The organism is Microbulbifer sediminum (genome assembly GCF_021729035.1).
In the GTDB taxonomy this organism is placed as follows: domain Bacteria; phylum Pseudomonadota; class Gammaproteobacteria; order Pseudomonadales; family Cellvibrionaceae; genus Microbulbifer; species Microbulbifer sediminum.
The window spans coordinates 495,195-518,720 of the sequence record NZ_JAJSAP010000001.1; the positions used below are offsets into that span (position 1 = coordinate 495,195).

Sequence of the window (23,526 nt, forward strand, 5' to 3'; positions counted from 1 at the left end):
GGGGGCATCGTGGAGACCGCGGGCCAGCCGGTTTCGCCCTATAACCGGCGCCGGATATGGAGCTGGGCCTTTTACGACTGGGCAAATTCCGCTTTTGCCACCGTCGTCCTCGCAGGTTTCTTCCCACTGCTGTACCAGGACTTCTGGAATATCGGCGTTTCGGCGGAAACCGCCAACCTGCGCCTGGGGTGGACCAACGCCGCAGCGTCTCTGGTCATCGCTGTCAGCGCCCCATTCCTGGGAGCGTTGGCGGATCGCGCAGGCGCGCACAAGCGCCTGTTGTGCCTGTTTGCCCTGTGCGGTGTACTGGGCACGGCGCTGCTCGCCCGCGTGCCCGGTGGCGACTGGCTGGCCGCATCGCTGCTGTTTGTGTGCGCCACTGTCGGCTTTCTCGGCGGCAACCTCCTGTACGACGCCCTGTTGGTGCATGTGGCACCGCCATCGCGGTGGCACGCGGTATCCGGGCTGGGGTTCGGGCTCGGCTACCTGGGGGGCGGCCTGCTCTATCTGGGCTGTGTTGTGGCAGCATTGCAGCCACAGCTGTTCGGCTTCACTGACAGCACTACCGCGGCGCTGGCCGCATTTATTGTGACCGCGCTCTGGTGGGCACTGTTTTCTCTGCCACTGCTGATGTGGGTTCCGGAACCTGAACCAGTGGCGAGCGGTAACCAGCCGGCCTGGCGCCAGGCCATCGCCCAGCTGCGGGCCACACTGCGTATGCTGCCGCATTACCGGCCGGTGGCCACCTTCCTGCTGGCCTACTGGCTGTACATCGACGGGGTCGGCACAGTCATCAGGATGGCAGTGGCCTACGGACGAGGCCTGGGATTTGAGCGCTCTCACCTTATCCTGGCGCTGCTGCTGGTGCAGTTCGTGGGGTTCCCGGCCGCCGTGGCCTTCGGCTACCTGGGGGCGCGCATTGGTGCCCGGCGCGGGATCTATATCGGTCTCGGGGTCTATACCATCGTCTGTACCTGGGGAGCCTTTATCCGATACCCATGGGAGTTCTTCGCCATCGCCGTCCTGATCGGACTGGTCCAGGGCGGTGTGCAGGCACTGAGTCGCTCGCTGTACGCACAGCTGATCCCGGTGGAAAAGAGCGGGCAGTTCTTTGGTTTCTACAACCTGATGGGCAAGTTCGCGGCCCTGGCAGGACCGCCCCTGTTCGGCCTGTTCGGGGCCTGGTTCGGGGATGTGCGTTACTCGATGCTGGCGCTGGTCGTACTTTTTGTCGCCGGCGGGCTGCTGCTGGCGCGCGTGCCGGACGGGTCGCACCCGTGACACCCGGGACGGCGCTGCCTATCATGGCGCCCTTGCCCCCTGCGGATCAACACAGCGGTACACAGCATGAAGAGACGGCGCCAGCGCCTGCCGGCCGGCACCCCTACGGTCGAAATCGAACGGCTCAGCCACGAGGTGCGCGGAATCGGCCGCGTAAGGGGAAAAACCGTATTTGTCGATAACGCCCTGCCGGGGGAAACGGTGCGGATCGGCTACACCGCCAGCCGCTCGAAGTTCGACGAAGGTGTCGCGCGGGAAGTTATCGAGGTATCCCCGGATCGCTGCGTCCCACGCTGTGCTCATTTTGATGCCTGCGGGGGCTGCGCCCTGCAGCATATGCAGGCACCGGCCCAGATCGCTGCCAAGCAACAGATACTACTGGACCAGTTGCAACGCTTCGCGGGCATTATTGTGCCCGAAATACTGCCGCCACTGGTGGCGGCCCCCTACGGCTACCGGCGCAAGGCGCGACTGGGTATCCGGGCCTCGCGTAGCCGTGGCGTTGTGCTGGGGTTCCGCGAAAAACGCTCCAACCAGCTTACCCCTATCAGCGAGTGCCCGATCATGCCGGACGACTTTACCCGGCACCTGCCCGCACTAACACAGCTGATCGGCCACTGTGAAAGCCGTGCCGGCTTTTCGCACCTGGAAGTTGCCATCGGGGAAGACGCCAGTGCCATGGTCCTGCGCCACCAGCACCCCCTGCCCGAGGCAGACCTGCAACAGTGGCTGGCATTCGCACAACGGGCAGGCATCCACCTTTACCTGCAGCCGGGTGATACCGACAGCGTCCACCGGCTCTGGCCGGGTACCGGGGCAGAACGCCTCCACTACCGGCTGCCCGAATTTGACCTGCAGCTGGGGTTCCACCCGCTGGATTTTATCCAGGTGAATTTCGCCATCAACCGGCAGATGGTTGAACGTGCTGTGGAATTACTGGATATCCAGCCCGGTGAGCGGGTGCTCGACCTGTTCTGCGGGCTGGGGAATTTCACGCTGCCGTTGGCGCGCCGGGCGACAGCGGTGGTGGGCGTGGAAGGTGAGGCGGCACTGTTGGTCCGCGGTCGGGAAAACGCCGCCGCAAACGGCCTGGACAATGTCACCTTTCACGCCGCCGACCTGACCAGGGATATCAGTGCAAAACCCTGGGCCAGGGCCGGCTTCGACAAGGTTCTGATCGATCCGCCGCGCACGGGGGCCATCGAGGTGGTGCGGGAGCTGGCGCGCTTCCAGGCCAGCAGGATCGTTTACGTTTCGTGCAATCCGGCCACACTCGCCCGCGACGCCGCAGAGCTGGAGAAGCTTGGCTACCGCCTGCAACGGGCCGGTGTGATGGACATGTTCCCCCAGACCACGCACGTCGAGTCCATGGCCATGTTCGAGCGAGAAAAGTAGCGTTTCAGCCCGATCGGGCGATGGTCTCCACCGCTTTCCTGTAAAGGGATTTCCTGGGCTGCGCGAAGACCCGCCGAAGCATAGGCTCAAAGAATTCCAGCGGCAGGGTCTCACCGTCCCGGTCGAATGCAGGGGCATCGTACCTGGATACGAATTCCAGCGTGCGTTCGTAGTGGGGATGGCCGCGATACTGCTCACGCAGCTCGCGGTCCATGCCCAGGTGGTGGAAAAAGTAGTAGCCCTGGAATATCGCGTGGTGCCTGATCATCCAGTGGTTGGCTTCACTGACAAACGGCTCCAGCAACACCGCAGCCACATCGGCATGGTTATAGCTACCCAGCGTATCGCCGATATCGTGCAACAGTGCGCATACCACATACTCCTCGTCCCTGCCGTCGCGGTAGGCCAGTGTCGCGGCCTGCAGGCAGTGGGTCAGCCGATCCACCGGGAAGCCGCCGCAGTCACCCTCAAGCAGTTTCAGGTGGTCAATTATCCGCTCCGGTAGTTGCCGTGCGTATGGACCGAAAGCATCGGCGATCACCTGCCAGTCCTCCGCCGTGCCATGCTCCATATGCGTAAACTGTGCCTGTTGCTGAACTTCCTGCCCCATCGGGTCTCTCCTGGCTGGCGTTCGTTTGAGTCTCAATCGCGGTAGCTCGGGTCCATGCGATCCAGCTTGCGCAACAGGCCAGGCCAGATGAGCTTGCCACCCTGGCTGCTGGTGACCCTGTCGCCCTCACCCAGGATTTTGTCGAGAATCGGTTGCGGGACCGGCGTGAGGCGCTGGTTACCGGCCAGTGCCGCCACCTGGATCTCGCAGGCGCGCTGCAGAATAAACATCGCCAGGAAAGTATCAGCCACGGTCGGGCCGCAGGTAAGCAGGCCATGGTTGCGCAGGATCATGTAATTGGCACTGCCCAGATCAGACACCAGCCGGACCTTCTCATCGTCCCGAACAGCGATACCCTCATAATCGTGATAGGCAAGACCCGACAGGGGGAACAGGGACTGCTGGGAAATCGGCAGCAGGCCCTCGCTCTGGGCAGCCACAGCCACCCCTGCGGTGGTGTGGGTATGCATCACACACTGGGCATCCTCGCGGGCCTGGTGGATGGCACTGTGAATGGTGAAGCCCGCAGGGTTGACCGGGAAGGGGGTGTCCTCCACCTTTTCACCATCGAGGTCGATCTTGACCAGGCTGGACGCGGTAATCTCCTCGAACAGTGCCCCGAAGGGATTGATCAGGAAGTGATGCCCGGGGCCGGGCACCCGGGCTGACAGGTGGGTAAAAACCAGCTCATCCCAGCCGTAATGGGCAACCAGCCGATACGCCGCCGCCAGCTCGACACGCAGTTGCCACTCCTCGTCGCTGACCTTGCCCTGCAGGGACGGTATTGAATCCAGCATTGCACTTCTCCGTCTATCGCTCAGTATTTGTTGTTATCAGCCGGTTGCATTCTAGGAATCGATCTGCCACCAACACTGTCAACTTGTTTACACTTGGCGGATGACTGAACTGCTGCCATTTCTCGACGCCTGCCCCCTGCTCGCCGGCCTGCCTGATACCGCCAGGCACTCCCTGGCCGGCCATGCGCGCCTGCACCGTTATCCTGCGGGGCAGGAGATTTATCCGGCAGGCTCACTGCAGAGCCGCCTGTCAATCGTGGCGGCGGGGCGGGTACGGATCTGCTCCGGCAATGCCGAGGGCCGCGAGGCAACACTGGCCCTGCTTGATAGGGGTGCCTGGTTCGGTGACACGGTATTTTCCCCCGGCATGCCTCGGGTGTTTGGCGCGACGGCGCACGAGGACTGCGAGGTGGTCGATGTCGCCGGAGAGGCCTTACGCGGACTGCTGGCGCAGTATCCCGAGGCCTACCCGGTGGCCCTCGACCTGGTGAGCCGGCGCCTGTGGGCCGCCATGTCGATCATCCAGGATGATGTGCTGCGCGGCACCGAGGCGCGCATCGCCCGGCGCCTGCTGTTCCTGGCACAGATGCAGAACCCGGTGAGCGACGCCAGTGGCGCGACAAGTTTCCGCATGACCCGGGAATTGCTCGCCAATATGATGGGGATGACCCGGCAGGGGCTGCACCGGGTACTGAAAACTATCGAGGCCCGGGGGCTGGTCCAGTTCGAGTACGGTCGCCTGACCATCCCTGACCCCACCCGCCTGCAGGCCTATATCAGGCAGCTGGACTGACCCGCTGCCGAGAGGAAAAGCCCCCTGGAATCAACCGGCTCCCGCCGGTTCGACCGGTTCCTCACTACCAGCCCGCTTGCCTGATGGAATCACACGCCGGCCATAGGCCGCGAGCAGGAAGCCGATGGGGAACATCAATACGCCATAGATCGCCGAGGGCACCGACATCTCGCTGGAGTGCAACAGGGTCAGGGTGACCATCAGCCCCAGGGTACCGTTCTTGATGCCCAGTTCTGTGGCCACAGCGAGCCCCTCGCGCCGGGACAGCCCGCAGGCACGGCTGGTCAGCAGCCCCAGGGCGACACCGGTCAGGTTCAACACAATGGCCGAGGGACCCGCCTGGGCCAGCAGCTCCAGAAAGCGGTCCCGGATACCGTATACCAGCGCGACAACCAACACCGCCAGCACCAGGCCGCCGAAAATACTGACCACGCTCTCTGCACGGGCGGCCAGCTGTGGCTTCCAGGCACGGACGCCCATACCGATTATTACCGGCAACAGGACGATCAGCGACAGCATCAGCACCGTGCGTCCAAAGGGCAGCACGATTTCCCGCTCCGCTCCCATAAAGAGCTGCAGCGCGTAGTTGGTGAATATCGGCAGGGTCATGACCGTGATCAGGCTGGCCGACACTGTCAGCACAATGGACAACGCCACATTGCCCCGGGCGAGGAGAGTGAAAAGATTGGAGGTAGTGCCCCCCGGACAGGCGGCAATAACCACCAACCCCACAGCAATTGCTGGTGGCAGCCCCAGGAGCCAGCATAACGCAAAGGCGACCAGCGGCATTACCAGGATCTGGGCAATCGTGCCCAGAAGCAATCCCGCAGGCTTTACCGTTACCTGGTGGAACTCCCTCGCGGTGAGGGTCATGCCAATGCCGATCATGATGATAAACAGGGAGATCGGCAGGCCGATCGAAATCATTGGTCCGGATTCCACAGGCAGCTCCATTCGTTATTATGTAATTCTGGTTGCCCAAACCCTAGCACAGCGCTGGCACGTCCGCGCCATAAAAATTGCCGGGGCAAAGTGTCCGCCCAGAGCCTGTACCACCCCCGTAATGGAGAGCAGATGCTTGCAAGACAATCATCCGTAACGCCAGACCACTGGGCCAACCTGATCTGGGCGCTGGGCGCGGAGAACATCGTCGGCGACTTCGGGTTACCGTGGCTCCCCCCCCAGCGCCAGTCCGAACTGGCCGATTACTTCTCCCGCAACGACATTGCCCGGCAGCTGGCGCCGCAACTGCAAGGGACGCTCGACCGGGCCGACCAGCAGCGATCGGCCAGTCGACTCGGCGCCTATTTCGAAAACCTCTGGGCCTTTGCCTTCACCCACCACCCCGACTACCGGCTACTGCACCGCAACCTGCCCCTGCGCGCGGGTGGCCGCACCCTGGGAGAACTGGACTTTATCGTGCGGCACCACCCCAGCGGCCTCACCGAGCACTGGGAAATTGCGGTCAAGTTCTACTTGCAGGTGCAGGAAGAATTCTGGGTGGGGCCGGGCTTGCGGGACAGGCTCGATATCAAGCTGGCGAGGATGCGCGAGCACCAGCTGCCCCTGATCCGGCAGCCCGCCGCTGCAGAACTGCTGGCACAGCAGGGGATATGCATCGAGCGCCAGTGGGCACTGATGCCGGGCCGGTTGTTCCGCCCCCTGGACGACGGCAACACGTCCCTGCACCGGACCATCAATCCAGCCACCGCGCACTACTGGTGGGCGCCGGCGGACGAGTTCCTGTTCCACTTTGCCGCACTGCCCTACCGGTGGGTTCGCCTGCCGAAGCGAGCCTGGCTGGCGGAACGAGGCTACCTGGTTACCGACACAGCAAGCTGCGAGGCCTTCGCTGCCAACTTGCGGGAAGAAGGGAGCCGCGGGCCCGTCTGTGTCGCGGCACAGAATGAGACAGGCGAGGCGGTTCGCGGCTTTATCGTCCCGGACAACTGGCTCGATCTCGCCACAGAAAGCCTCTGAGCCCTACCATCACCGGATGATACGCGGGTTGACATACATCAATTTGCCTTTACAATTTTCAGAAATTTCTGAAAGCTCAAAAAGTAATGAAACTATCCAGTCAGTCCCAGGCATTCGTGCTGCACTTTGGCGAGATGGGCAGCCGCTGGGGCTTCAATCGCACGGTCGGCCAAATGCTGGCCTTACTGACCATCCACAGCGAGCCCCTCAATGCCGACCAGCTGGGAGAGGCGCTGAAAATCAGCCGCGGTAACGTGAGCATGGGGCTCAAGGAGCTGCAGGCCTGGCGCCTGGTGGAACTGCACCATCGTCCCGGGGATCGCAAGGACTACTTCACCGCCGCCGGCTCCATCTGGGATATGGCACGGACCGTGTTCGAGGAACGGCGCAAGCGCGAGCTCGACCCCACACTCTCCCTGTTGCGGCAGTTACTACTGAACGACGCCCAGGATGAAGAGGAAAAGCGCACCCAGGAGCGGATGCAGGAGGTATACGCCCTGCTGGAACTGCTCGATGAGTTCGCCACCACACTGAGCCGCCTCGGGGAGGACGACCTGCTGCGACTGATGAAAATGGGTTCCGGCCTCAGCCGGCTCCTCGACCTGCGGGAAAAGCTGAAAGGAGGAACCTCCGGCGCCGGGGACTGACATCCTCCCTTGTGCAGACCTTTTACTATCAGGGCGCGCCAGAGCATCTATCCTATTAGCCTCGGGGTGCCCATCATCTACCGAGGTAACCATGTTAGATACCCTGGTCCTGTCAAGAATACAGTTCGCCGCCAATATCAGTTTCCATATCCTCTTTCCCGCCATCACCATGGCACTCGCCTGGATACTGTTCTTTTTCAAGTTGCGCTACGACCGGACCGACAATCCCGTCTGGATGCGCGCCTACCGTTTCTGGGTAAAGGTATTTGCCCTGACATTTGCGCTCGGTGTCGTCAGCGGCATCACCATGTCCTTCCAGTTCGGCACCAACTGGCCCGGTTTTATGGAAAACGTGGGGAATATCGCCGGCCCCCTGCTGGGCTACGAGGTGCTTACCGCGTTTTTCCTCGAGGCGACATTCCTCGGCATCATGCTGTTCGGTATCGACCGGGTGCCCAGCTGGCTGCACACAGTTTCAGCCCTGGTAGTAGCCATCGGCACCTCTCTCTCCGCATTCTGGATCCTGGCACTGAACTCCTGGATGCAGACACCAGCGGGCTTCGAGATACGTGACGGTGTAATCCACGCCACCAGCTGGCTCGAGGTTATTTTCAACCCATCCTTCCCCTATCGCTATACCCATATGATGCTCGCCTCCGGCCTTACCGCCGCCTTTTTTGTTGCCGGGCTCTCTGCGTACCGCATTCTCAAGGGGGACGAAAAGCTGGCGCCACGCCTGGCGCTGAAAACCGGGCTGGTTATTGCGGCGATCCTGGCCCCAGTCCAGGCCTATGTGGGCGACCTGCACGGGCTCAATACACTCAAGCACCAACCCCAGAAAGTCGCCGCCATGGAGGCAATCTGGGAAACGCAACGCGGTGCGCCATTGTTGCTGTTCGCGATCCCTGACGAAAAGGAGCGCACCAACCACGCGGAGATCGCTGTGCCGCACCTGGCCAGCCTTATCCTGACCCATGAGGTGGACGGGGAGATCCGTGGCCTCGATGAATTTGAGGGTAACCACCCCCCGGTTGCGCCGCTGTTTTTCGGTTTCCGCATCATGGTGGGCATGGGGATCCTGATGCTGCTCACCGCCTGGACCGGTTGTTACCTGCTGATCAAAAGAGAGGAGCTGCCTCGCTGGATGCTGCGGGTGCTGGTGGGTATGACGTTCTCTGGCTGGGCCGCCGTCCTGGCCGGCTGGTATGTCACAGAGATAGGTCGCCAGCCCTGGCTGGTTACCGGGATCCTGAGAACCGCCGATGCGGTAACACCCCTGGCCCCCACCAATGTGGGCTTCTCACTGGCATTGTACCTGACGGTTTACGTCATCCTGATGTATGCCTATATCCACACGCTGAAAGTCATGGCCCTCAAGGCCGTCAAGGTGGAAGAGTTCGAGACCGAGTCGCCGTCTTCCGAGGGCACCACCAGCGGCCTGCCGGGATCCGCCGAGGAGGGTGCAGCATGAACGCCGAAATCCTGAACGAGAGCCTGACTTACGCCCAATGGCTGCCGATTATCTTTATCGGGCTTATGGGCCTCGCGGTACTGATCTACGCCATCCTGGACGGATACGACCTCGGCGTTGGCATACTGCTGCCCATGCAATCCAGAGATGAGGCGCAGCGGGATACCATGATTGCCTCAATCGGACCCTTCTGGGACGCCAATGAAACCTGGCTGGTACTCGCCGTGGGCATTCTGCTGATCGCCTTCCCCGAAGCCCACAGCATGATCCTGATGCACCTCTATATTCCGGCGGCCCTGATGCTGATAGGCCTGATCATGCGCGGGGTCGCTTTCGACTTCCGCGCCAAGGCAGCGGTCGACCTGAAACTTACCTGGGACCGAACCTTCAAGGCAGGATCACTGCTGACCACACTCACCCAGGGCTATATGCTGGGGCAGTATGTGATGGGGTTCGACAGCCACTGGAACGCACTGCTGTTCTCCTGCCTCAGCGCCCTGGGAGTCACCGCAGCCTATTCCTATGTCGGTGCCGCCTGGCTGGTGATGAAAACCGAGGGCGAGCTGCAAAGACGCGCAGTACGCTGGGCGCGGCGCGCGGGCCGGGCAACCTTCCTCGGCGTGGTGGCGGTGTCAATGGTGAACCCGCTGGTTAACCCGGGAGTATTTGACCGCTGGTTTACCTATCCCCTGGTGATGTTTGTGCTGCTGATCCCGACAGTCTGCTTTGCTATTTTTGTCTTTAATGACAGGCTTCTGAAGCGCATGCCAAAGGAAAACGACCGGCACTGCCGTGTGCCATTCTTCCTTACCGTGGCCATATTTATGCTTTGCTTCTCCGGGCTCGCATTCAGCTTTTTCCCCGAAATTGTTCCCGGCAAGCTCGATATATGGGAAGCCGCAAGTGCCACCGAATCGCTGACGTTTATCCTTGTCGGTGCTGTAATAGTGGTCCCACTCATCATCGCATACACCGCACTGGCTTACCGGGTCTTCCTCGGTAAGGCAACAGCACTGAAGTACCACTAACAACAATTCCTTCCGGGGCCCGGATCCTGGGCCCCATTTCCCGCGATCCGTCACCCTGGTACCAGCCGCACCAGCCCCACCTTCGAAAACACCGGCCGTGCTGGTGCCGATTTCCGGCATTCCCCGGTTACCCTCCTGCATGGGTGAAAGGGGGGAACTGACCTCTTTGGGTGACTGGCAATTCACACCAAAGGCCGCCGCCGTACCTTAAACACACCCGAAAGCAAACTGAATAAAGGTTCGACTTAGGCGGCGATATTTCGACTTCTCGCCACAGGAAATATTGTTTTTGAGACTTACATCAAATTCATTGAACCAATGCAACATCGCTCACAAAAAAAGCGTGATAACAATCTTTCCAACGCCAATAAAACTTTATACCATTCAAGCTCTTGAAATAATGATAAATAAAAACCGCCATATAAAATCAAAAACAATCCGGCGAATAATAAAAAATAAAACCTTCAAGAGAGAAACCGGTGAAAGCCCAGCTTTTGGATCACTTTCACCTGCAATCCCGGCCGAGCAATCGGAGGGGATAAAACCCAAAAAAATATAGTTAGAGCAATGGACGCGAAAAACCATATCAACGACAAGTTATCACTCCCCCACCCAGCAGCCAGTGTTGTCGGGCAGCCCCCTGCGCATAAATATCGAGAGCACTGTTTCAGCTGATCGCTTTACTGAGCGGGGCCGGAATACCTCCCTATAAAACGCGCAGCACGCGTGCGTGGCCCAATGCTTACCTGAAGCGCCTGATCACCCGTTCCGTAAAGCATTTCCCCCGGGAAATGACTTAAGCCAGGCGGAACGGATAACCAATGGTGAGAGACTGGAGTATGGAATTGAGTGATACTGATCAGCTAATCCAGACCAAGCGCAGCATTGCCCTGCCCCGCAAACCCCAGCGGAAGAATGGTCGGGAAAAATACGAGAAGCTACTGGACAACCTGGAGACACTGCTCTCCGAACGGGAGGCCAGCGAGATTACCCTTGCCGACCTCAGCGATGCTGCCGGGGTCCCGACGGCTTCCATTTACCACTTTTTCCCCAGTAAGGACGCAGCGCTTACGGCGCTGGCCGAACGCTACTTTGAAACCAACTTCCATGAGGAGGCTTTTCGGCCGGCGGGAGCTGAGTTCAGCAGCTGGCAGGAACTGGTATGCCTTGTCTGCGAGCGGGCCCTGTCCTACTACCAATCCAACACTTCAATGCAGAAGTTGCGGTTTGGCCCGGATGCCAGCTGGGCTATTCGAGACCTGATCCTGTCGAACAACCAGCGCCTGGCACAGATCCTGTACGATAGCTGCATAAGGGAATTCCAGTTACCGGACTCCAATGACTGGAACAGCCGCTTCCTGGTTGCCATCAGCATCAGCCACACACTCTGGTCGCTATCCTATACGCTTTACGGCCGTATTACCGGGGAGATGACCAGCGAGTCCAAGCGCGCCACCATTGCTTACCTGAAAATGTACATTGGTGAGTTGCTGGAAAAGCGGGTCGCATAGACCCGCCAACTTCATTCGCGGCCGGCCAGGTCGCCCAGGTGGCCCGTCTTACGGTAAATCACCGCTCCTGTCTCCCGGGTAAAAAACGGATGCGCCTCCATCGGCGGGTTACGGATCCAGCTACCGGCGGGATAGGCGCAGTGATCATCGTAGAGGGCCCCCTCCAGCACCAGGATTTCCTCCCCCCCGGCAAAAGCCCGGTCCTGGAACTCCCGGTCAGGGGCACAGCGCACGAGCACCACCCGCTCGCCGTCCAGCTCATGCAGGGGCATCAGCTCCAGGCCCGGCTCAGGCCCCGGTTCCCATTGCCGTCTCCGTGTATCAATCACGGCGCGCTCCCGCTCACTGTCGCTGTGCTGGTGAAGCTTTACGAATATTACGCAGCCGCGGGCGCCAACCCGGGGGCTGTGGCTGGAACCAATGGGATTGCGGATATAAGTACCGGCCGGGTAGGTTCCGTGCTCGTCGGCGAACTCCCCCTCCAGTACCAGGATCTCCTCGCCGCCGCCATGCTCGTGGGCAGGAAACTCGCTGTCCGGCGCGTAGCGCACCAGGGATGTGGCCCGCGCAACCTCCTCGCCAATGCGATCCAGCATCATTCTCTCCACCCCCGGCACCGGGGACGGTTTCCATTCATAGTCTCCCGGCAGCACCACCGCGCGCCGGCCGAAATCTGCATTGAGTCTCATCGGCAATTCCCGGGGAATTTCAGGATATTTTCGACGACATCCTAGTCACAGATTATATGGTAGGCAATTGGAGGGGAGACACCCCCTACCACCAAAGCCATCAATGAGCCGATCCTGAGCAAAAACTGGCACCGAATCATTCATCGCTGGCACGACTTGGAACCAACAAGTCGACCTGCCGACATAGACTGCCGCCAGGCCTGACACAAGACTCGCGCAGCTGGCGGCTGCACCAACAAGGAGATCAGTATGCCGTTTATAGAAGCCCACACTCTCGAGCGAGACTTCCCGGAATACGCGGATAAGATCAAGCAGCTTTATCGGGAGGACCTGGAGTTCAAGCTGGAGAGTGAGCGCTACCACCAGCTGGACAAAAAGATACGTGGGCTGGAGGCCTCAGGCGTGACGACGGATGACCAGAACTACAACGCACTGAAGAAAATGCGGGTACAGATGAAGGATCAGCTGTACCAGCAGATTGTCGAGTTCAGCCCTGCCCACGAGCCGGGCTGAGCTGCCCGCCGCCCAGCCGGCACGCGCGTCGCTTTGCCCTGGCAGAGCGACGCTTGCCCCGTCGCCTGGACCACAGGTAGAGGCCGGTTATCGCGAGCAGGAACGGGCTTAGCCCGATCACACACCAGAGTATGCGACTGGCCAGGCCGGCAAAGTTCCCGAAGTGCAATCGCCGGTAGCTGTCGACAAACTTTGCGCCGAAGCCCGCGTCGCGGATATCAGAACTGGTGATGAAATCGCCGCTGCGCGCATTGTAGGTCACACTGCTGGCATACTGGCTCAACAGCGGGTTTCCGGTTGGGACATCGCCCCAGAAAGTAATATTGACACCCGGCTCCCAGGGCATGGTGATATAAGTGGCCTCAAAGCCTTCCACCCGCCGGACGGCATCGTCTTGCAGGGCCTGTAACGAAAGGCGGCCATCGTAGAGGCGCCCCTCCATCACATGATGCCCCTGCCCTTCCGCATGCTCCCCCAGCTCATGGGCAAAGTGGGTGATATTCCACCAGGCGCCGGTGAAACCAAGCACCAGCAGCACGGGGGAGGCGATCACCCCGCTCATCTTGTGCAGGTCGGAAAAGTACACCATAAGCCGCGCCTTCCAGCGCAGGGTAAAGAAGTTTTTCCAGAACTTCCGGTGCAACACCAGGCCGGTAATACCGAGCAGGCAGAGAAGGATGGAAAAGATGCTGCTGACCAGCATCCCCCAGTCGCCCATCAGCAGGGTGTAGTGCAGGTCCAGCAGCCAGTCGGTCAGATAGTGGGTGAGCCCGACCGGCCGGGCAAGTACCTCGCCGCTGTACTGGTTTAGCAGCGCGTAACGCCACTCGCTGCTCCCATGCGCCATCATGTAGACCAGGTCCGCGCGATTGCGGTCCTGGAACAGGGTCCAGCCGACAATCTCGTAATCCGGCAACTGCGTTTCCAGGGCCTGGCGCAGGTCATCCAGCCCGAGTCGTTCACTCCCCGCCGAATCGACACGTACACGATCCTCCATGAGTAGCGCATCGATCTCATGCTTGAAAACCAGGATGCTGCCCGTGAGGCAGATGACCAACAGCGGGACAACGGCCACCAGCGCCATCCAGCTATGAAGCTTGAACAGGATCTTATTCATTCTTTGCCTGCCTTTAACACACAGACGGGCGACGGCCCGAGCCGTCGCCCTCGCCCAGCTGCCAGGGGTTGAATTGACCGCGCCGTATCAGTAATTCCAGCTCACTGAAGCACTGAAATTTCGCGGTGCCGCGTAGAATGCCTGGTCCCAGTAGAGGCTGTTGAGGTACTTCTCATCTGTCAGGTTGTTGCCGTTCAGGGAGAGGGTCAGGTTTTCACTCGCGGCGTACCGGGCAAAGGCACTGACCGTCGCGTAGGCATCCTGCCTGACCGTGGCGCCGATGGCAGTGGTCCGTTCGATATCGTCCTGCCAGTTAATGCCACCACCGATTTTCAGCCGCTCCAGCATCGGCAGGCGGTAATTGGCGTAGGCTCGCAGTACCCGCCCGGGTACAAAGTTGCGCGTCTCCTCGCCTTCCCGGTTTTCGATTTGCAGGTCGGTATAGCCAAGGGAAGCGTGCAGCCCCGGCGCCAACTCACCGATCAACTCCAGCTCATAGCCGTGGCTTTCATAATCACGACCCTCGTAGATGGTTGCCCCCAGCTCCGCGTCGAAATAGGCAGATTCCGAAACATTGTTATGCTCTGCCCGGAACACGGCCATTGATGCCTGCAGTTTTCCATCCATGAATTCACCCTTGAGGCCGAATTCATTGTTATTGCCCTCAGCCGGCGCCAGGCGATTCAGGTCTGCCCCCATATCCCGCTGCGGCATAAAAGTCCCGGTATGGCTGACGTAAGCGGAGTACTGGTCCGCGAAGGTATAAACCAGCCCGGCATAGGGCAGCACTTCCCCGGACGCCTCGGTGCTGTGGTCTTCACCGTAGCTCTCCCCCTCGCTGTCCCAGTCGGTGACCCGCGCACCGGTTATGAGTGACAGTGCACTGGTGAGTTTCAGGCGTGTGGCGGCGTACAGCGACTGTTGACGGTCGGTCCAGTCGCTGCCACTCAGGCCATCGGTGAATACCGGGCGTACCGGGGTATCACCCTGCCATTGGGTAAAGTCGCCGATGGCCGGGAATCCGTTGGCATAGTCGTAGAGTGAGTAGTCCTCCACACTGCCCTCGGCCGCTGTATAGCCGAACAACAATTCGTGTTCGCGACCGGCAAAAGCGAAACTTCCGCTCAGGCGCAGGTCCAACAGGTCCTGTTGCTCATCAAGGCCATATTCACTGGCGTAGCCGATCAGGCCGACCTCGGTGGACGGGTCAGGCAGGCTGTACATGTAGAAGAGCTCGCTATTTCCGTCGATCTCCGCGTGATTGTAATAGGCGCTGGCCTGCCAGCCGTTGGCAAACTCGTGCTGCAGCTCTACAAATGCACTGGTGTCGACAGTATCCCACCAGGACCAGTCCGCCGAGGTACTCGCGGAGACGTCGTAGTCGGTGGGAGAGCCGTCGTTATAGGTCAATGGAAGCGCCCCCCACAGGGGGCTGTTGGCACGGCTTTCCTGGTGGCTGATCCCGCCGGTGAGGCGTGTCGAGCTGCCCAGCTCATGCTCCAGCACACCATAGGCGACGTTCTTGTCGATGCCGTAGCGATCCAAATGGGAATCGCGACTCTCACTGGCAGCCACAAAACGCCCCCGCAATGAGCCTGTCAGGGGTGCGCTCAGGTCTGCTTCCACACGTCGTTTGCCCCAGGAGCCGGCGGTGCCACGGAGGACCATTTGCAGCTCATCGGTGGGACGCTTTCGTACCATATTGATGGTGGCAGAGGGATTACCGGCACCGGCCATCAGGCCACTGGCGCCACGCACGACTTCGATGCGTTCGTAGATAGCGGTATCGATTTCACCATTCTGGTTGCCATAGGTGGCCTGAACACCAACCCCGTCAAGCTGGAAATTGGTGATATCAAAACCCCGGGCGGTGTAGTAGGTGCGATCCGTCTCGACACTTTCCACCATGATGCCCGGACTGGTCGCCAGCGCCTCATTCAGGCTGTCGATGGCGAAGTCATCCAGCACTGCACGACTGATCAGGGAGACAGACTGCGGTGTCTCAAGCGCGGTGAGCCCCAGCCCGGTCGCGGTATCCATTTCCCCCGGCAGGTAGGTGCCCCTTTCTTCCCCGGTTACTTCCACCTGCTCCAGCGCCGCCTGTGACGGCTTTTGGTCTTCCGTGGCCTCCTCGGCCAAGGCCAGGCCGGTCCCTGTGCCGTTGATCGCGACCAGTGCCGCTGCGATTAGCGTGCGACGCATCCCCGTTGGATTTTCAGTGCCCACAATCTGCTCCCCTTGTTGTGTCCCTGTTGTTACGGCGGGCATCTTAGTAAACCGTAAACGCTTTTGCAAATTATTATCATTTCGCTTTAACAATGGGGCCGCTGTCACCCTTTGCAACTACAATAAATCCTGTGGCAGATTAAAAATTAGCCAGGAGTCGATCAATGGCCATTGCTCCCCATACTCTGGAAGCGGACTTTCCCGAGCACTCAGAAACCATCCGCCGGCTCAGTGAAGTCGACCTGGACTTCAAGGCCCAGAGCGACACCTACCACAGGCTGGATAAGCAGATACGGGGCCTGGAGGAACGCGGTGTCGCCACCGATGACCAGCATTTCAACTCACTGAAGATTCAGCGGGCCCATATGAAAGACCGGCTGTATCGGCGGATTACCGACATGAATATCCATCTGTGAGCAGTTGGACGTGCGGGAACGGGGAAACACCGGGAAACCAGGGCGACGGCCCAGGTGTCGGACAGGCAGCCTCTCAGGATGCCCACTGAAACAGGGCGAACGATGACGGCCTGGACCGCAGGCGCAAGAAAGGTCAGGGCCATGTCGCTGTTTAAGGTATGAGTGAGCGCAGGACGAGAGCGGCGGCACTTATAGCGCCATCAGCGCTGCAATGGCCGCGGCCACCAGTAGCGCACAGGCCCAGATCAGGTCGAAATTGACCCAGCGCTGCCGCAGGATGGCCAGGCCGAACTTCCGGTACACAAACCAGGCAGTGATCCCCATCACGAGCAGCATGGCAGCGGTATGCAGGGCTACTGCCACCAGCATTGCGACTCCACCGCTCTCGCCGTGGCCGGTATGTGCGGCGTGCCCCTCCATACTCCCGGCAACCCCCAACAGCACCGGCACCACCATAAGACCCGCACCGTGCGCGGTGGCCATCAGGAAAGACCAGAGGAACAGGTCCCCCGCCCCGACTTTCATACCCACCCAGCGTGGATGGCGATAGTAATTGAACAACTTGTACAGACCGAATAGCAGCAGCACCCCCGCGGTAATCCACTGCAGGGCAGCCAGCGACACCACCCGCAAGCCTAACAGCACCAGCACTACCGCCAGGCCAATTGCAAGGGCGTGCCCGGCGGCAATGGGTATCAGGGAGAGCCAGATAACCCGCTCGCGCTGCTGCTGCAACCCCAGTGACAGGGCAAACAGCCAGCCCATGCCCGGGTTGAGGCCATGAAAGGCACCGAAGCCGATCATGGCCAGCCACGGGCCAACGGGGCCTAGCATCTGGTCCGCCACGCCGTCATCAGGGGTAGCAGAAAGAATCGGTCGAGGCGTCCCCGCCTTCCAGTCGCACCTGGTGCACCCGGGTCTCGCCGAAATCCACAAAGAAATCCGGGTCCAGCTGGATGCCACCATCGGGGTCCACGTCCACTTTCACCATCCAACCCCCCATCTTGTCCGGGTAAAACTGGTCATCCCAGCTGCTGTAGAGCGAATTGGTGAAGTAGACCCGGCGGCCGTCACGGCTGATCTCCACCATCTGCGGCCCACCCAGCAGTGGATCGGTGGATTTCGGGTGGGGGGCCTTGTTGACGATACCGCCGATTGCCACCTTTCCGGCGAGCCTGGGCTTGAACGGGTCCGACACGTCGTACTGATGCAACTCCCCGATCCCCCAGCAGGACACATACAGGAAGCGATCATCCAGCGACAGATCGATATCGCTTACCAGTGGCGGTACTGCGCCGAAGTCCTTGAGCGCAGGGGGCAGCTCATCGGCGTCGGCGGGTTGCGGCGGGATGGTAATGATTTTTTCCATCTGCCACAGGCCATCCTTTTGGTGCCAGAGCCAGATGGATGCAGAGAGATCCTCGGTGCTGACGACAACCCCGGCAAACCCGTATGTCTTGCGCGGATCATGGGCGGGCCGGAGTTCCAGCGCCATCTGGTGCTCCTTGCCCAGATCGATGGTCTGGCTGAGCTTGCGTTTCCGCAGGTCCCAGAAATGAATGCGGTGACCATATTTCTGGCCCAGCAGATCCTCCGGCACCAGTCCATTCTCAAACTGGCGCGGTGTGCCCCACTCACTGGTCACCATGACGTCCTGTGCCAGGTGCCACCAGAAATCGTAGGCCAGCTCCTGGTCCCCTCGCTCTATTTCCCAGGGACCGATGACATCGAAGCTGAAGTGGTCCAGCAGGAATATGCCACCGGGTCCCTCATCGCTATTGGCAGCCCCCAGGGCGCTTACATAAATGGCATCCGGGCCACAGTGCACCGTATGCGGGCGGCTGTAGCCGGACTTGGCCATCATTTCCTCGGGCTCGATCACCTTGGCGATCCGCGGCCGTCGCGGATCAGGTTTGGTATCAATGATGTAGAGCCGCGAACTGCGGATTCCGGGCACCACCAGGTAACGCCGCTCCAGGTGGGGATGTGGCGCGTAGGGGCAGAGTGCCGAGCTACAGGCGTTCCAGCCAAAGTGGTGCAATTCGTCTTCCAGGTGTGGCAGGTCCAGGGCGTGCACAACCTCACCGTAACTGGGTGAATGCGGGTCCAGGTCCACCACCCGGATACCGTCAGGCTGGTCGTTACGGCCGATATTCAGGGCAGCCACATAGGCATGCCGCTCCGGCGGCGCCTGCATCGCCATTTTGGCAGAAGGATAGAAGGACGGATCGGGTTTCCAGAGCGCCATGCTGCCAGTCCTCTTTATTGTGTTGGCAAATGAAAAGCACGAGGAAAGCAGTATAGGAATGCTGTGCCTGCGATGCGGGCAATCGCCGGCTGAAAGGAAGCTTTCCGCGTCTGGATTTTCCGATAATTGAATTCCACGCCATTAACCCAGCGGCTGAACCCAAACAACAGGACCATGCCCCGTCCCGGCATCAGGGAGAAGATGGTTGCTGTTGTTCTGCAAACCTACCTTGTTCCACTCCAGCGTCGGCAGCCTGGGAGGAGGAGGAGGAGGAGCGGTGTGATCATCAACATGCAGCCCCGCTGGATTCCTGCCGTCAATATTCAGCACTTACCCTGGTTTGGACATATCGCCGGCAGACAGCCGGGACCCACATAGGATAGAGACAAGGATTTCAGAACCGCACCGGGGCACCCCCAATACAGGGTCGACGGGAATCCGCCCCTTGCCGGGAACAGCGGCAGCCGAGTACCCCCGGGAAGGTTTCCGGGAAAAAAGGCGGGGACAAGCCCCGCCATCAACGCCTCAAGGGAATCACTGAATCGTAATTGCGTTCCGATCAATATTTTTTAGAAGGCGTGGCCCTGGGAAGTGGTCTTGGGGTACCACCATCCCTGCCGCATCTATTTTCGATCGAGAATTACCTCCAGCGGGTCCGGACCCTCCGGCCCGAACACGGTATATAGGCTAGGGCTTTTACCCTGCGCGATACATAGGGGATTCCCCTAAATTACCGCCCCGGCCCCAAACCTCCTCCCATACCCATAACGCAAAAAGGCGGGGCCAGGCCCCGCTCAATATGAAGAGAGGAATAGTTATTATCGTTCTATGAATTCGCAGCGACCGACCTCAGCACCCGCGTTCACTGCCTCGCGCAAACCGCCGGGGAAACCGACCTGCTCGGAGACCCCTTCGTTGCAGACGTAGGCCTGGTCCAGGTCGACCTTCCAGGAATACTGGATACCAGCCAGCCCCCCAACGATTTCCGTCCCGGATGCGCTGATAGAGATCGGGTTATTGATCGGCAGTGAGTTCATTTCCACTACACCCTGTTTCTTCAGGAAGTCGGCAAACTCCATCCAGCCAATTCCTTCGACCCAAAGGCCGCCTGCGAGCCCCATACGCCAGTTACCGGCACGGCCGATGGCAACGCGGCCGTCATCACTCATGTCGAACACGGTCATCGGGATCGGGCCTACAGCCTCGGTGATCTCCTCTTCTGTCAGCAACTGGCAATAGTTGTAGCCAAAGAAGTAGAACGGCATGTCCGCGCACCAGCGCAGGGAGCCGATATTGGTGAGTGAATCGGCACCGGTACCCTTGGCCGGATTCCAGAGCTGGACCCCGTCGCGGGTGGACAGGGCGACCCTGCTACCGTCCTGGCTGGTGGCATACGCCTCGTAGGCACCAAAGGCACCGTGCAGGTCGATCATCGAACCGTCATTGACCCAGGCGACCGCCTTCTGGTGGGTGTTGGAGCCGAGGACCACTTCGCCATTGCCGGAGATCGCATGGGCGCGGACAAACTGGGTGCGATTCCAGTCGACACCCTCGGTATCCAGCTCCCGCATACCGCCTTTCTCATCCCAGATAAAGGGCACGATCTCGCCACTGTAGGACTTCTGGCAATTACCGTCACCATCGAGATCCTTGTAGGCCAGGCCCACAGCCGTTTCACCCTTGTCGTCCAGGGCCCAGCCACTGGTGGCGGTCACGCCGGTTACCGAGCCCCCGCCACAGCTGTTGCCGTTAAGGTCACCCAGTGGCGTAACGCCCTGCTCACTCCAGATGGCGGCCTCCTGGATGCCGTTGCCGGTAAAGTCTTTCTGCACCAGCATTTTCTGCCCGTTGCGGTTCAGGGCGCCATTGGCCGGCACGAACTCCGGCGGCAGGACCTTGTAGCCCTTCTTATCATCCCACAGGAACGCCGTGGGGCCCGCCTGGCCCGCGGCACGCTTGCCGCCCTTGGCCATGTCGCGAATAAAGGCTGACACCAGCGGAGTCACCTGGACACCCTTTTCGTAGCCGTTGAAGTAAAAATCGGCTTCTTTGGTCACACCCGCCTCGGCCACAATCGGGGTCGCGTCACAGGCATTGTCCGCCAGCGGATCCGTGCCCTCGGCCGCGTTCCAGTATTCGGCCTGGGATACCAGGCGCGTACGCGAAGTCGGGTAACCGCCCGCGGTGATCTCCTCCAGGTACAGGACGTACTGCTCACCCGGAGTCAGGTTGCGAATGGTGAAACGACCGTCGGGACCCAACTTGCCCTGGGTGGCCGAACCGCTCATGTCAGAAACCGCATCGTAGATCGGGTTGTTGACGTTCCGGGCAATGACGTTGATACCACTGTATTCGGTCTTGCCATCCTTGAGGCGCAGCACGCCGGTGATGGTGCCGGTGCTGGAGGCGTAGTCAGCGGTCGGGTACAGGTTGGAAATCGCCGCAATATCATCCGGGTGCTCCACAGTACTCTGCTCGGCACCAGCCTGGCCGCTGTGGTCAATAAACGGGAACATCGTCTCGATGATATCCGGGCTGGCGTTATTGGCCCCGAAGAAAGCCGGGTAATCCCAGCGGTGGATCGGGTCCAGCCCGCAACCAGCGACACCCGGGTATTTCGGGTTGTAGGTATAACTCATGTACGCCAGGGAACCGTTCACCTGCGAGTGGGAGAGGTTGATGGCGTGGCCGAACTCATGGGTGAACACGCCGGCCACATTGTTGCCCTCGGTATCGGAGTTCCAGACGTTCCAGCCATTCATCACCGCGGTTGCCTCGATGATGGTACCGTTGCCATCGGTCCACTCCGGGAAGGCGATGCCCAGCACCGCTTCTTTCGGCACCCCGAAGAACTCTTCCAGGATGGAACCGTCGGTGTCGTAGAGGACCCAGAAACCGTAGCCATTTTCCTTGGTGTAAATCTCCGTGGCGTTAGCACCGGTCACGTCGGCGATCCCCAGTTTTTCCTCGATGGTGCCGGAGATCTCGGCGGAGAAAGTGGAGGTGGGGACGTCGCTCCAGTTGGCAAAGGCGTGGGCCGTGATCTCGTTGGCACGGTCGATGGACAGGAACGGCGTGCCATCGTAGTTCCAGGTGAAGGCCTCACCACCGTCGGTATATACCGGGATGGGTCCCTTGCTGGTGTCCCACTTGAGGGGCTGGGGGTTTTCGCCATCAGTGGTGTAGAGCGGGCCTGCCGCCTGCGCCGATGTCGCCGCAACAGCAAGGCCAATTGCGAGGGTCAGGTTATTCAGTTTCATTATTTCATCGCCCCCTTGCCAATCCAGTCTTCAGCAACTGCACGGCCGACCAGGTCCATAAACTGGACGACATCTACCGCGCCGGGCGAGGTCAGCATGTTCTGCTGTTCCGGGCTCAACAGCTGCTGGTTGATTTCCACATTGTCGAACAGGCCGGCGTTGTTGAACTGGTTCGTCAGCTTGCCGTTGATCACGCTGAACTTGCCCTGGGCCATGCCGGCAGTAGTCTGCAAGCCGGTACGGCCAGCTTTCTCATGCATGAACGCAACCACGAACTCCCCCTCATTCCAGCGCGGGAAACCTTCCGGTGAGACTGCCAGCAGCTGGTGACCATTGGCCATCGTACGGGGTCTCAGCAGACCGAACTGGCGGAAGGTATATTCACTGCCTTCCTCTATCTGGCCTCTCGCATCACTGCCTACCTGCAGGGTGACCTCGGTGTAGGGAATGCCGACAGCGTCAATGCCGTCAGACACGCTTTTCACCGTACCCGAGACAATGGCTTCGGAGCTGGTAATCAACTGGGTGAGATTCTGGGTCTTGAGTTTCATAGCGCTGGCGACTGGCGCAACCAGGGCCACCACGAGTGTGGCGAGTAGTGCGGCAAGCGGCTTGCGGCACCGTTGGACTTTACCTAACACGATGATTTCCTCTCATTATTGTTTGCATCACGGGCGGGGTTGTATGGGTCCCTGCCTGGCGACAGTTTCACGTTAAGGAGAGGGGTTGGGATGAGGTATCGGGGATTCCCCGATATTAAAACCGACGCGAACTGCGTCACACTTTCGAAGCTTTGGCGGCATGGCCCCGGTGCAGAATTTTCCCATATGGGTGTTACCGGCACGGTAACAGGGCGCCGCTGGATTCAGGACTCCGTATTCACTAACCCGATGCGGATCGCGAAGCGAACCAGGCCCGGGACATTGTGGATACCCAGCCGATCCATCAGTTGCGCGCGGTGGGCCTCAACGGTTTTGACGCTGACATTCAGTCTGTCGGCAATTTCCCGCGGCCCACGCCCCTCCGCGATCAGTTGCAGGATCTGTCGTTGGCGGGGTGTCAGAACTTCCGCAGCGGAAATGGCATCGCTGCCCGTAGCGAGAAAACGCTCCACTACATCGCGGTCAATTGCGGCGCAGAGATACTCCCGTCCGGCAAACAGCGCCTTCAGGGCCTCTGCCAGTTCGTCGAAGGCCGAGTCCTTCAAGAGGTAACCCTGTGCGCCGGCATTCAGCGCACGGGCAACATATTCTGCCCCCGAATGCATGGAAAGGATCAGGATTCTCACATCGGGGTAGTGCTGGCTGAGGTAACGAGCCACCTCGAGCCCGTTCATACCAGGTAGCGACACATCCAGGAGAACGGCATCCGGGGGATCTCGCCGGATAAACTCAAGGGCCTCCAGGCCATCGCCACTTTCACCGATTACCGCAATGCCGGCCATATCGTCCAACAGGGCTCGCATCCCCGCACGCAGCAAACTGTGATCATCCACCAACAGGATACGCCTGGTACTCTGCTGACCATATGAGGTTTTCTGCATG

The 23,526-nt window shown here is 60.1% G+C and carries 21 protein-coding genes; 10 read left to right on the plus strand and 11 right to left on the minus strand.

Annotated features, from left to right (window positions below; all coding sequences use genetic code 11):
* Window positions 1-9: 9 nt before the first annotated feature.
* Together LVD11_RS02000 and rlmD are read left to right on the plus strand one after the other, a co-directional pair.
* Window positions 10-1,281, plus strand: coding sequence for an MFS transporter (locus LVD11_RS02000; RefSeq protein ID WP_237055421.1), 1,272 nt, complete (start codon window positions 10-12; stop codon window positions 1,279-1,281).
* Between the two features lie 66 nt (window positions 1,282-1,347).
* The gene (rlmD, locus tag LVD11_RS02005; RefSeq protein WP_237055423.1) at window positions 1,348-2,676 is read left to right on the plus strand and encodes a 23S rRNA (uracil(1939)-C(5))-methyltransferase RlmD; all 1,329 of its coding nucleotides are present in this window, start codon (window positions 1,348-1,350) and stop codon (window positions 2,674-2,676) included.
* Window positions 2,677-2,680: 4 nt separating this feature from the next.
* Here the strand turns inward: rlmD and LVD11_RS02010 are convergent, their stop codons facing one another.
* Together LVD11_RS02010 and LVD11_RS02015 are read right to left on the minus strand one after the other, a co-directional pair.
* Window positions 2,681-3,286: an HD domain-containing protein gene (locus tag LVD11_RS02010; RefSeq protein ID WP_237055425.1), complete on the minus strand. Its 606-nt coding sequence runs from the start codon at window positions 3,284-3,286 to the stop codon at window positions 2,681-2,683.
* A 32-nt stretch (window positions 3,287-3,318) separates the two neighbouring features.
* The gene (locus tag LVD11_RS02015) at window positions 3,319-4,083 is read right to left on the minus strand and encodes a class II aldolase/adducin family protein (protein WP_237055427.1); all 765 of its coding nucleotides are present in this window, start codon (window positions 4,081-4,083) and stop codon (window positions 3,319-3,321) included.
* Window positions 4,084-4,183: 100 nt separating this feature from the next.
* On the opposite strand from LVD11_RS02015, the gene LVD11_RS02020 reads away from it, so the two are divergent.
* On the plus strand, window positions 4,184-4,876 hold the full coding sequence (locus LVD11_RS02020; protein ID WP_237055429.1) for a Crp/Fnr family transcriptional regulator: 693 nt from the start codon (window positions 4,184-4,186) through the stop codon (window positions 4,874-4,876).
* Window positions 4,877-4,906: 30 nt separating this feature from the next.
* Here LVD11_RS02020 and LVD11_RS02025 read toward each other — a convergent pair whose 3' ends face one another.
* Window positions 4,907-5,818, minus strand: a complete 912-nt coding sequence (locus LVD11_RS02025) for a bile acid:sodium symporter family protein (protein ID WP_237055431.1) — start codon at window positions 5,816-5,818, stop codon at window positions 4,907-4,909.
* Window positions 5,819-5,950: 132 nt separating this feature from the next.
* Here LVD11_RS02025 and LVD11_RS02030 point away from each other — a divergent pair, with 132 nt between their 5' ends.
* The 5 genes from LVD11_RS02030 to LVD11_RS02050 all read left to right on the plus strand — a co-directional run bounded on the left by LVD11_RS02030 (window position 5,951) and on the right by LVD11_RS02050 (window position 11,513).
* Window positions 5,951-6,856, plus strand: coding sequence for a DUF1853 family protein (locus LVD11_RS02030; protein WP_237055433.1), 906 nt, complete (start codon window positions 5,951-5,953; stop codon window positions 6,854-6,856).
* An 86-nt stretch (window positions 6,857-6,942) separates the two neighbouring features.
* Window positions 6,943-7,503, plus strand: coding sequence for a GbsR/MarR family transcriptional regulator (locus LVD11_RS02035; RefSeq protein ID WP_237055435.1), 561 nt, complete (start codon window positions 6,943-6,945; stop codon window positions 7,501-7,503).
* Window positions 7,504-7,594: 91 nt separating this feature from the next.
* Window positions 7,595-8,974, plus strand: a complete 1,380-nt coding sequence (locus LVD11_RS02040) for a cytochrome ubiquinol oxidase subunit I (RefSeq protein WP_237055437.1) — start codon at window positions 7,595-7,597, stop codon at window positions 8,972-8,974.
* A 23-nt stretch (window positions 8,975-8,997) separates the two neighbouring features.
* The gene (gene cydB, locus LVD11_RS02045) at window positions 8,998-10,002 is read left to right on the plus strand and encodes a cytochrome d ubiquinol oxidase subunit II (protein WP_237055794.1); all 1,005 of its coding nucleotides are present in this window, start codon (window positions 8,998-9,000) and stop codon (window positions 10,000-10,002) included.
* A gap of 845 nt (window positions 10,003-10,847) precedes the next feature.
* Window positions 10,848-11,513, plus strand: a complete 666-nt coding sequence (locus LVD11_RS02050) for a TetR/AcrR family transcriptional regulator (protein ID WP_237055439.1) — start codon at window positions 10,848-10,850, stop codon at window positions 11,511-11,513.
* A gap of 11 nt (window positions 11,514-11,524) precedes the next feature.
* Here LVD11_RS02050 and LVD11_RS02055 read toward each other — a convergent pair whose 3' ends face one another.
* A complete protein-coding gene (locus LVD11_RS02055) occupies window positions 11,525-12,202 on the minus strand; it encodes a cupin domain-containing protein (RefSeq protein WP_237055441.1) in 678 nt (225 codons plus the stop codon).
* Between the two features lie 249 nt (window positions 12,203-12,451).
* Between LVD11_RS02055 and LVD11_RS02060 the strand changes: the two genes are divergently transcribed.
* Entirely contained in the window at window positions 12,452-12,715 is a 264-nt protein-coding gene (locus tag LVD11_RS02060) for an HP1242/YdcH family protein (RefSeq protein ID WP_237055443.1), read from the plus strand.
* Here LVD11_RS02060 and LVD11_RS02065 read toward each other — a convergent pair.
* Both LVD11_RS02065 and LVD11_RS02070 read right to left on the minus strand, forming a co-directional pair.
* A complete protein-coding gene (locus LVD11_RS02065; protein WP_237055445.1) occupies window positions 12,690-13,832 on the minus strand; it encodes a PepSY-associated TM helix domain-containing protein in 1,143 nt (380 codons plus the stop codon). The genes LVD11_RS02060 and LVD11_RS02065 overlap by 26 nt on opposite strands.
* Window positions 13,833-13,919: 87 nt before the next feature.
* Window positions 13,920-16,034, minus strand: coding sequence for a TonB-dependent siderophore receptor (locus LVD11_RS02070; protein WP_237055447.1), 2,115 nt, complete (start codon window positions 16,032-16,034; stop codon window positions 13,920-13,922).
* 188 nt (window positions 16,035-16,222) lie between these two features.
* On the opposite strand from LVD11_RS02070, the gene LVD11_RS02075 reads away from it, so the two are divergent.
* Window positions 16,223-16,474: an HP1242/YdcH family protein gene (locus LVD11_RS02075; RefSeq protein ID WP_237055449.1), complete on the plus strand. Its 252-nt coding sequence runs from the start codon at window positions 16,223-16,225 to the stop codon at window positions 16,472-16,474.
* Window positions 16,475-16,663: 189 nt separating this feature from the next.
* On the opposite strand, the gene LVD11_RS02080 is transcribed toward LVD11_RS02075, so the two are convergent.
* From LVD11_RS02080 to LVD11_RS02100, 5 genes are all read right to left on the minus strand, one after another.
* Window positions 16,664-17,308, minus strand: coding sequence for a hypothetical protein (locus tag LVD11_RS02080; RefSeq protein ID WP_237055451.1), 645 nt, complete (start codon window positions 17,306-17,308; stop codon window positions 16,664-16,666).
* A gap of 19 nt (window positions 17,309-17,327) precedes the next feature.
* A complete protein-coding gene (locus LVD11_RS02085; RefSeq protein ID WP_237055452.1) occupies window positions 17,328-18,722 on the minus strand; it encodes a selenium-binding family protein in 1,395 nt (464 codons plus the stop codon).
* Between the two features lie 818 nt (window positions 18,723-19,540).
* Window positions 19,541-21,982, minus strand: coding sequence for a matrixin family metalloprotease (locus LVD11_RS02090; protein WP_237055454.1), 2,442 nt, complete (start codon window positions 21,980-21,982; stop codon window positions 19,541-19,543).
* Window positions 21,982-22,623, minus strand: coding sequence for a hypothetical protein (locus tag LVD11_RS02095; protein ID WP_237055456.1), 642 nt, complete (start codon window positions 22,621-22,623; stop codon window positions 21,982-21,984). The genes LVD11_RS02090 and LVD11_RS02095 overlap by 1 nt, the downstream gene beginning before the upstream one ends.
* Before the next feature lie 224 nt (window positions 22,624-22,847).
* Window positions 22,848-23,525: a response regulator gene (locus tag LVD11_RS02100; protein ID WP_237055458.1), complete on the minus strand. Its 678-nt coding sequence runs from the start codon at window positions 23,523-23,525 to the stop codon at window positions 22,848-22,850.
* Between the last annotated feature and the right edge of the window lies 1 nt (window position 23,526).